Here is a 7,439-nt window from a genome sequence, read left to right as displayed (position 1 = left end):
TGTCGATAGGCGGCATCCAGTCCAACCAGACGCGCCAGGTGGCAGCGGTTGCCGCCCATCTCGGCCTGAAGTGCGTGCTGGTGCAGGAGAACTGGGTGAATTATTCGGATGCGGTGTACGACCGGGTCGGCAACATCGAGATGTCGCGCATCCTCGGCGCCGAGGTGCGGCTCGACAGCGCCGGTTTCGACATCGGCATCCGCCAGAGCTGGGAGCAAGCCATGGAGGACGTGCGCAAAGCCGGCGGCAAGCCGTTCCCGATTCCGGCCGGCTGCTCGGAACATCCGCGCGGCGGCCTCGGTTTTGTCGGTTTTGCGGAAGAAGTGCGGCAGCAGGAAGCTGAGCTGGGTTTCAAGTTCGACTACATCGTCACCTGCTCGGTAACCGGCAGCACGCAAGCCGGCATGCTGGTCGGTTTCGCCGCGGACGGCCGCGCCGACCGCGTGATCGGCATCGATGCCTCGGCCAAGCCGCAGCAAACCTTCGAGCAGATCCTGCGCATCGCAAAAAACACCGCCGCGCTGGTCGAGCTGGAACGCGACATCACGGCCCGGGATGTGGTGCTGGACACGCGCTTCGGAGGCCCCGAATATGGCTTGCCGAACGACGGCACGCTGGAAGCGATCCGCCTTTGCGCGCGCATGGAAGGCATGCTGACCGACCCGGTCTACGAAGGCAAGTCGATGCACGGCATGATAGAAAAAACCAGGCTGGGCGAATTCCCGCCCGGCTCCAGGGTGCTGTACGCCCACCTGGGCGGCGTGCCGGCGCTGAACGCCTACAGCTTCCTGTTCCGCAACGGCTGACAGGAGCCGCTGCAGCCGCATATGAATAGTCGATAAACCTGTCAGAAATGACAATCCACAGTTTCTGTCTTGCTGTTAAAATTCGTATAAATAACTCAGCCATATATGCGAATTTCTTATGAAGATAGATGATATCGATGCATTCGTCGCCGTCGTGCGCTGTCAATCCATCAGCCTCGCCGCCGAGTCGCTGCAGCTGACCCAGCCGGCCATCACGCGCCGCATCCAGAGTTTCGAAGAAGCGCTCGGCATCGATGTGCTGGACCGCAGCACCAAGCCGCCGCGGCCCAACGCCATGGGCAAGCTGGTGTACGAACAATGCCGCGCGGTGCTGCGCGAAGTCGAATCGCTGCGCGACCTGGTGACCCACGACGACTTGCCCAGCGGCGTGTTCCGTCTCGGCGTGATCCAGTCCATCGGCGACATCGCGTTGCTGGAGGCGCTCAGGCAGATCAAGGATAGTTTTCCCGAACTGAATACCCAGGTCTCGACCGGCTGGGGTTCGCAACTGGTCGACAAGGTCGCCAACGGCGAGCTGGATGCCGCCACCGCCCTGTTCCCGGCCACCAAGGTGCTGCCGGACGGCGTCAGCGGCAAGACCCTGGGACGGATCGAGCTGGTAGTGGTGGCGCCCAAGGGCGAGATGACCCGCCGCAGCTACAAGCTGGCCGACTGCCACGGCCGCGGCTGGGTGCTCAATCCCGACGGCTGCGGTTTCCGCGCCGGCCTGCAGCGGGCGCTTGCCGGCCAGGGACTGTCGTTCAAGATCAACCTGGAAACCTTCGGCGCCGACCTGCAGCTGGGCCTGGTCGCCAGCGGCCTCGGGCTGGGCCTGATGCCGCTGCCGCAACTGGCGCGCAGCCGTTACCGCGACCAGCTGGATGTGGTCAACGTCACCGATTTCAAGCCGCTGCTCGACATCTGGCTGATCCAGCAGACACGCCTGGCAAGCGGCCTGCAGCAGGCGGTCGACCTGTTCGGCAGCGCCGTGGCGCAGACCTTCGACGGCGCAGAGCCGCGGCGCAGGCTAAGGGCCTGAGCTCGCGCGGCGCCGGCGTCATTATTCTCAAAATTCATATTTTCATATAATAAATAATTCGTTTTATCATAATATCGCACGACTTATGATCCACTTTACGGTCGCACTGCGCTGCACGCCCAAGGGCTGCAGCCAAGGGTTTCGACGGCCGGAGGCAATTGTTTTACGGATCATCAAGCACGATGTCGACAGCCACCGCTTCCCACTCCGGCGCAGCACCGCGCACCGCCCCCACTGAAACCGGCCAGTCCAATTTCCGCCAGGTGCTGCGGCGGCGCCTGCTGGCGTTTCTTTCACGCGCAGCCAGCCCGATAACGATTCTTTTACTATGGGAAACCGCCTCGCGCCTGGGGTTTATCCCGGAACGCATCCTGGCCGCACCGTCGCAGATCGGCGCCACCTTCGGCACGCTGGTCGCATCCGGCGAAATGGGCAGCAACATCCTGGTGTCGCTGGGCCGGGTGCTGACCGGCCTGTCGATCTCGCTGTCGCTGGGCACCGCACTGGCGCTGGTTTCAGGCCTGTCGCGACGCGGCGAAGTAATCGTCGATTCGCCGATGCAGATGGTGCGCACGCTACCCTTCGTCGGCCTGGTGCCGCTGTTCATCCTGTGGTTCGGCATCGGCGAGTTCACCAAGGTGACGCTGATCGCTTTCGCCACCACCTTCCCCATGTACCTGACCTTGTACAGCGGCATCCGCAGCATCGACGCCAAGCTGATCGAAGCCGGGCGCCTGTTCGGCCTCGGCCATTTCGGCCTGATCTGGCATGTGATCCTGCCCGGCGCGCTGCCGTCCTTCCTGCTCGGCCTGCGTTATGCGCTCGGCATCAGCTGGCTGTCGCTGGTGATCGTGGAACAGATCAACGCCACCGCCGGCCTCGGCTACCTGATCAACAACGCCCGCGATTTCATGCGCACCGACATCATCGTGGTCTGCCTGCTGGCCTACAGCCTGCTGGGCCTGTTCACCGACCTGCTGGTGCGCAGCATCGAACATTTTGCGCTGGCCTGGCGCCCCTCTTTCATCAAGGACTGAGCATGCTGACCGCCAAACTTTCAGTGACCGACACCGGCCGGCTACGAGATGAAACCGTCGAACCGGAAGTCATCCGCCCCGCCGGCAACCCCAGTAACGCAGTGCGCGCCCGCCAGCTGAGCAAACGCTTCGGACAGAACACGATCCTGGACCGGCTCGACCTCGATATCCGCCCCGGCGAATTCATCGCCCTGCTCGGCCGCAGCGGCTCCGGCAAGACCACCCTGCTGCGCGCATTGGCCGGCCTGGACCAGATCAGCTCCGGCGACCTGCAAGTGCCGCAGGCGCGCGCAGCGGTGTTCCAGGAGCCGCGGCTGATGCCGTGGAAACGCGCCTGGCGCAATGTCGTCATGGGTTTGCACATTCCGCAGGCGCGTGAACGGGCGCGCCAGGCCCTGACCGAAGTCGGCCTGGCGCATCGCGAAAACGCCTGGCCCGGCACCCTGTCGGGCGGTGAAGCGCAGCGGGTGGCGCTGGCGCGCGCATTGGTGCGCGAACCGCAGCTGCTGCTGCTGGACGAACCGTTCGCCGCACTGGATGCGCTGACCCGCATCCGCATGCACCAGCTGATCCTGTCGCTGTGGCGCGTCCATCAGCCGGCAGTGCTGCTGGTGACTCACGACGTCGACGAGGCGGTGCTGCTGGCCGACCGCGTGCTGGTGCTGGACGGCGGCCGCATCGTGGCCGACCTGCGCATCGACCAGCAGCGTCCGCGCAGCGCCGAAAACCACGCTTTCCAGAAAGTGCGGACCCAGCTGCTGCAGCTGCTGGGGGTTGAACTCGAGGCCGACAGCGCTGCGCCCAAACCTGTGCTGCACCTGGTTCCACCGTCGCCGGCGGCGCCCTTCAACCTGAGCAATTTTTCCATCTGAGCCCATGACAGCCAACAATCTGACCCCGCTGCCACCGCCCGCCGCGTCCACCCTCGACACACCGGAGTTCGCCCAGCTGCTGGCCACGCTGAGCGCCGAATTTGCCGCCAGCGCCGCCCAGCACGACCGCGACGGCAGTTTTCCGCACCGTAATTTCGAACGCTTGCATGAACATGGCTTGCTGGCGCTGACCGTGCCGCGCGTCTTCGGCGGACTGGCCGCCAGCCTGGCGCAGACGCGCAAGGTGATTGCCGCGGTAGCCTATGGCGACCCGTCCACCGCGCTGGTGCTGACCATGCAATACCTGCAGCACACGGCAACGCCGCGCACCACGCGCTGGCCGCCGCATCTGTACCGCCAGGTGGCAGCCGATGCGGTGCGCGACGGCGCCCTGATCAACGCACTGCGGGTCGAGCCGGAACTGGGCACGCCGGCGCGCGGCGGCTTGCCGGCGACGGTGGCGCGGCGCGTGCCGGAAGGCTGGCGCATCAGCGGCCGCAAGCTGTATTCCACCGGCATCCCGCGCCTGACCTGGCTCACTGTCTGGGCCCGCAGCGACGATCCGGAGCCGCTGGTGGGCGCCTGGCTGGTGCATCGCGATACACCCGGCATTTCGGTGATCGAAAGCTGGGATCACCTGGGCATGCGCGCCACCGGCAGCCACGAAGTGGTGTTCGAGGATGTGCTGGTGCCGGCTGAACACGCGGTCGATGTAGCGCCGGCTACCACGCCTCCAGAGCTGGATCCGTCGCTGCTGCTATGGATGTCGGTGCTGCTGGGCGCGATCTACGACGGCGTCGCCCGCGCCGCCCGCGACTGGCTGGTCGAATGGCTGCAAACAAGGGCGCCAGCCAACCTCGGCGCCTCGCTGGCGACCCTGCCGCGCTTCCAGGAAGTGGTCGGCCAGCTGGACGCCTGGCTGTTTTCCAACCGCGTCCTGCTGGATGCCGCGATCGGCGGCCAGGCCGGCGCCGGCGACGCCAGCCGCATCAAATACCTGGTCACCACCCAGGCCATCGCGGTGGTCGAAAAAGCCATCGAAATCAGCGGCAATCCCGGACTGTCGCGCAGCAACGCGCTGGAACGGCATTACCGCAATGTGCTGTGCAGCCGCATCCATACGCCGCAAAACGACACCATCCTGGTGGCCGGCGGCCGCGCGGCGTTTGCCAGCCAGCCGCAACCGCAAGTGCAAGCACAGGCCAGCGCAGTACGCGCCGCCTGAACCCCTACCTACTTCACAAGGATCTGACATGAGCATCGAATTCATCGGCATCTCCGCCACCCAGGAAACTTCCGAAACGCTGTTGCCGCACGGTCCCGCGATCGACAAGAGTTATGTCGGCGCGATTGCCCGCGCCCACGAATACGCCGGTTTCGACCGCGTGCTGGTGGCGCACAGCAGCAGCTCGGTCGAGGGTTTCCAGGTCGCCGCCTACATCGCGCACCAGACTGAACGGCTGGGCATCCTGCTGGCGCACCGCCCCGGCTTCGTGGCGCCGACCCTGGCTGCGCGCCAGCTGGCCACGCTCGACCAGTTCAGCGACGGCCGCCTGGCGGTCCACATCATCAGCGGCGGCGACGATACCGAACAGCAGCGCGACGGCGATTTCCTGAATCACGACGAACGCTACCAGCGCACCGACGAATACCTGGAGGTAGTCCGCAAAACCTGGACTTCCAGCGGCCCGTTCGACCACGAAGGCCGGCACTACCGCGTCAAGGGCCAGAACGCAGTGGTGCGCTCGCCGCAAAAGCCGCACCTGCCGATCTATTTCGGCGGTTCCTCGGATATCGCCATCGAAGTCGCCGGCAAGCACGCCGACGTCTACGCGCTGTGGGGCGAATCGCTGGCGCAGGTGAAGGAAACCGTGGACAAGGTGCGCGCTGCTGCCGGCCGCCATGGTCGCGCCGACAAGATCCGCTTCAGCCTGTCGCTGCGCCCTATCCTCGGCGCCACCGAAGAGCAAGCCTGGGCGCGCGCCGACAGCATCCTGGAACAGGCCACCGCCAACGTCCGCAATAACGTGTTTTTCGCCAGCCGCTCGCAGCAGCCGAAAAACGTCGGTTCGCAACGGCTGCTGGCGGCCGCGGCGCAGGGCAAGGTGGTCGACAAGCGTTTGTGGACCGGCATCACCGCCCTGACCAAGGCTGCCGGCAACTCGACCGCGCTGGTCGGCACGCCGCAGCAGGTGACGGAATCGCTGCTCGATTATTACGACCTTGGCATCACCACTTTCCTGATCCGCGGTTTCGATCCGGTCGCCGATGCCCTGCAATACGGCCGCGAACTGCTGCCGCTGGTGCGCGCCGCGGTGGCGCAACGCGAAGCAGGTCATGCGCCAGCCCAGCAAGCGGCCTGAGCGGAGCATCCCATGAGTGAACTCGTCGTCGCCAGCCAGTTCGATCCTGCCGTCAACCTGCAACTCGCGCAGCAGGCCAGCGTGCGCGTGATCGACTTGCCGCCCGGTCCGCTGGCTGCCTTGCCGGGCGACGCCAGCGTGCTGTTCGCGCTGCCGTTCAGCAAATCCGGCAACGCTGCCGCCACCCAGGCGGCGCCGATACCGCAAGGCTGGCCGTTCAAGCTGGACTGGGTGCAGCTGGCCTCGGTCGGCATCGACTACTATCCGCGCTGGCTGTTCCAGGGGCCGGTAGTCACCTCGGCGCGCGGCACCGCATCGGACGCCATCGCCGAATACGTGCTGGCCGCCATCTTCAGCGCCGCCAAGCGCATTCCCGATATCTGGCTGGCAGACGCCTCGCAATGGAAACGGCAATCGCTGTCGCTGGTGCAAGGCAGCGTGCTGGGCTTGTACGGTTTCGGCTCGATCGGCCGCACGCTGGCCCAACGAGCCCAGGCGCTCGGTCTGCGCGTGCTGGCCGTACGCCGCTCTGACGCGCCGTTCGACATCGAAGGCGTGGAAGGCGTAGCCAGCCTGGCGGAACTGGCGGCGCGTTCCGACCACCTGGTGCTGGCCGCACCGGCCACCGCGGCCACCCGCCATGCGGTCAACCATGCGGTGCTGGCGCAAGCCAAGCCCGGCCTGCACCTGATCAACATCGCCCGCGGCAGCCTGATCGACGACCAGGCCTTGCTGGCGGCGCTGGACGCCGGCCGCATCGGCCTGGCGACGCTGGATGTCACCGAGCCGGAGCCGCTGCCGGCCGGGCATCGCTTCTACAGCCATCCGCAGATACGGTTGTCGCCGCATATCTCGCCCAGCACCGACCACATCGTGCAGGCGCTGCTCGACAAGTTCCTCGGCAACCTGCAACGCTTCCGCAGCGGCCAGCCCTTGACCGACGTGGTCGACCTGGCGCGCGGCTACTGAACCCACTCTGACCAACAGGAACCCAACCATGAGCACTTCTCCCCTGCATAGCGCGCCGCTGTCCAAGCCGCACCTGCGTGTAGTCGGCAATCCGCCGCCACGCCCCGCGATCTATTCGGCGCCGCGCGATGCCGACGGCAACATCATCTTCGCCGAACCGCCACCGCCGCCCACGGTGGAAGCCGCGCGCCTGTACCGCAAGCAGCGGCTGGCGGCCTCGTTCCGACTGTTTGCCCGCTACGGCTACGACATGGGCGGCGCCGGCCACATCACCGCGCGCGATCCAGAACATCCCGACCAGTTCTGGGTCAACCCGGCCGGCGTCTATTTCGGCCACATCCGGGTCTCGGACC

The 7,439-nt window shown here is 66.0% G+C and carries 8 protein-coding genes; all 8 read left to right on the top strand.

Annotated elements, in window-relative coordinates; translation table 11 throughout:
• Positions 1-806, top strand: an 806-nt coding sequence (locus tag JWQ61_RS05560; RefSeq protein ID WP_304359649.1) for a 1-aminocyclopropane-1-carboxylate deaminase, incomplete at its 5' end; no start/stop codon positions are given.
• A 118-nt stretch (positions 807-924) separates the two neighbouring features.
• On the top strand, positions 925-1,845 hold the full coding sequence (locus JWQ61_RS05555) for a LysR family transcriptional regulator (protein WP_304359648.1): 921 nt from the start codon (positions 925-927) through the stop codon (positions 1,843-1,845).
• Positions 1,846-2,027: 182 nt separating this feature from the next.
• Entirely contained in the window at positions 2,028-2,882 is an 855-nt protein-coding gene (locus JWQ61_RS05550; RefSeq protein WP_304359647.1) for an ABC transporter permease, read from the top strand.
• A gap of 2 nt (positions 2,883-2,884) precedes the next feature.
• On the top strand, positions 2,885-3,754 hold the full coding sequence (locus JWQ61_RS05545; protein WP_304359646.1) for an ABC transporter ATP-binding protein: 870 nt from the start codon (positions 2,885-2,887) through the stop codon (positions 3,752-3,754).
• A gap of 4 nt (positions 3,755-3,758) precedes the next feature.
• Positions 3,759-4,979, top strand: a complete 1,221-nt coding sequence (locus JWQ61_RS05540) for an acyl-CoA dehydrogenase family protein (protein WP_304359645.1) — start codon at positions 3,759-3,761, stop codon at positions 4,977-4,979.
• 28 nt (positions 4,980-5,007) lie between these two features.
• A complete protein-coding gene (locus tag JWQ61_RS05535; RefSeq protein ID WP_304359644.1) occupies positions 5,008-6,117 on the top strand; it encodes an LLM class flavin-dependent oxidoreductase in 1,110 nt (369 codons plus the stop codon).
• A gap of 12 nt (positions 6,118-6,129) precedes the next feature.
• Complete coding sequence (locus JWQ61_RS05530) at positions 6,130-7,086, top strand: D-isomer specific 2-hydroxyacid dehydrogenase family protein (protein WP_304359643.1); 957 nt, start codon at positions 6,130-6,132, stop codon at positions 7,084-7,086.
• Positions 7,087-7,114: 28 nt separating this feature from the next.
• A partial coding sequence (locus tag JWQ61_RS05525; RefSeq protein WP_304359642.1) for a class II aldolase/adducin family protein occupies positions 7,115-7,439 on the top strand: 325 nt, incomplete at its 3' end.

Source organism: Collimonas fungivorans, assembly GCF_028292705.1.
Lineage (GTDB): Bacteria > Pseudomonadota > Gammaproteobacteria > Burkholderiales > Burkholderiaceae_D > Collimonas > Collimonas fungivorans_B.
This window is presented reverse-complemented; position numbering and strand designations above follow the sequence as displayed.